At 73.6% G+C, this 2,393-nt stretch carries 1 protein-coding gene and 1 pseudogene; one reads left to right on the plus strand and one right to left on the minus strand.

Annotation, left to right across the window (positions count from 1 at the left end; all coding sequences use genetic code 11):
- Positions 1–546, minus strand: a pseudogene (locus tag VN520_RS27060) (family 65 glycosyl hydrolase); the annotation flags it as partial.
- A 462-nt stretch (positions 547–1,008) separates the two neighbouring features.
- Between VN520_RS27060 and VN520_RS27065 the strand changes: the two are divergent.
- Positions 1,009–2,346, plus strand: a complete 1,338-nt coding sequence (locus VN520_RS27065) for a cytochrome P450 (protein WP_325749569.1) — start codon at positions 1,009–1,011, stop codon at positions 2,344–2,346.
- Positions 2,347–2,393: the final 47 nt, after the last annotated feature.

The following is a 2,393-nucleotide window of genomic DNA, read 5'->3' on the forward strand; positions in this document are numbered from 1 at the left end:
GTCCACGCCCGTCGGCGTCACCACGCCGGCGGCCAGCTCGGACCGGACGACCACGTGCGCGGAACCCTCCAGGACACGGACCTCGTACCGCACCGCGCACACCGACCGTTCCACGACGGAGACCAGGCGCCGCGAGCGCACTTCCACCGCCGTGCCCGACGGCGCCGTCCAGCGAACGAGCCGATCGAGCGTGCCGGCGCGCAGGTCCAGCACACGTTCGTGGACCGGGGGATCGATCTCCCGCACGTCGAGTGGAACCCCGTCGACCAGGAGGCGCAGCGGTGTGCCGTCGGCGACGGTCAGCATCGCCTGCCCCTCCTCGGGCTGCCCGAATCCGCCCTCGGGATAGGACAGCGGATGGGTCTCGTAGACGCCGGACAGGTACGAGCCACGCATGCCGGAGGGCTCCACCTCGTCGAGCGTCCCCCGGATCCCGACATAGCCGTTGGAGAGACTGAAGATGGACTCGGCGACGCCCAGAGTCTCGGGATCCACGTGCGGCTGGCGGACCAGCCACGGGGCGGTGTCGAGTGTGGGAGCGGCCATGGGCGGTCCTCGCGGGCTCGGAGGCAGAGGCAGGGCGCCCGTGGCGTCCTCCTCCTCGTCCTACCGGTCCGCCCCGCGCAGCGCGATCCGGATCTCCCCGCCGCACCGGATGTCCCGGTCGACGGCGTCGCCGGTCGAATGCCACCGACTCTCGAACGGGTGCCGGGCGGCCGTGCATGAGCTGATCGGCGGTCGAGGAGGTGGCGGAGTGGCCGGTGACCGCCGAGTCGACGTCGGAACCGCTGAGTGCGGCGGGCTCGGTCTCCTCGACCGCGCACGGTCGCCGTTCGTGGTCCTCCCCACGTGTGCGGGACCGTCGGCCCTGGAACCGGAAGGCTGCGTCCCCGAGGATGAGGCACGCGGGGGCGCGGACGGAACCGGCCGCGGAGGGGACGGGCGATCGTTGTGGACGAATCGGTGCGCAGTGCGGTCCGCTGGGCCGCCACTCACGGAGCGATGCGGGTGGCTATCCGGGCACGCGCCCGCGCCGGCAACCCGGACGCCCAGGTCTTGGCCGATCCGGCCCTCCGCGCGGACCCGTACCCGCTCTACGAGCGGCTGCGGACGGCTGCGCCGTTCGCGGACGGGGCCCTGGCCCGCATCAGCGTCCACCACGACGTCTGCACCGACGTCCTGCGCAGCGACGCCTTCGGGCAGATCGGTGCGTATCGGACCGACCGGCTGCCGCCGGTTCTGCGGCTGGCGCTGCGCCTGGCCGGCCCCCGGGCGGGTGTGAGCCCCATCGACCCGCCGTCGATGGTCGCCGTCGACCCACCCGAGCACACCCGCTACCGCCGGCTGGTCAGCCGGGCGTTCAGCGCCCGGGCCGTCGCCGGCCTGCGCGAGCGCACCCGGCAGATCGCCGACGAGCTCCTCGACGGTCTGGAGCGTGAAGCCGCAGCGCACGGCGGGCACGTGGACCTCGTCGCCCGCTACGCGAGCCTGCTGCCCGTCACGGTCATCTCCGAGATGCTCGGCGTTCCGGTGGCGATGCGCGATCAGTTCCTCGCCTGGGGGGACCGCGCCGCGCCGGACCTGGACACGGGCGTGAACTGGTCCACCCACCGCGACGTGGAGCGCACCCTCGTCGAGCTCGACGCCTGGTGGCGCGGGCACCTGCGGCAGCTGCGCCGGGATCCGGGGCCGGACCTGCTGTCCGCCTTGGTCACCGCGGTCGATGACGACGGCAGCGGCCTCACCGAGACCGAGCTGCTGGCCACGGCCGCGCTGGTCGTCGGCGCCGGGTTCGAGACCACCGTCAACCTCATCGGCAACGGAGCCGCTCTGCTGTTCGCCCATCCCGACCAGCGCCGGCTGCTCGCCGAGCACCCGTCGCTGTGGGCGAACGCGGTGGACGAGGTCCTCCGCATCGACCCGCCCGTGCAGCGGATGCCACGCCGGGCCAGGCGGGACACCACCGTCCACGGGAGCCCCCTCGCCGAGGGCGAGTGGGTGGTCCTCGGCCTCGCCGCGGCCAACCGGGATCCGCGGGTGTTCCCCGATCCACACGTCTTCGACGTCGCGCGCACCAACGCGCGCGAGCACCTCGCCTTCGGGAGCGGCATCCACTTCTGCCTCGGCGCCTCGCTGGCGCGGATGGAGGGCGAGGTCGCGCTTCGGGCGCTGTTCGAGCGTTTTCCCGATCTCGACCTCGCGGGCTACGGGCGCCGCCGTGACACGGTCATCCTGCGTGGCTACCGATCACTGCCCGTCGTCCTCGGGTCCACGAGCCCGCGAGGTCGGTCCGCGTCCGGTGAGAGCCGGTCCGACCAGGAACCGGCCGGGACGAGTTCGGCCTGATCCTGCGCCGGGCGGCCACGGTCCCGCCCTTCCGGCGAAGCCGCCAT

The sequence above is a fragment of the Streptomyces sp. genome, from assembly GCF_035563135.1.
Classification (GTDB): Bacteria; Actinomycetota; Actinomycetes; order Streptomycetales; family Streptomycetaceae; genus Streptomyces.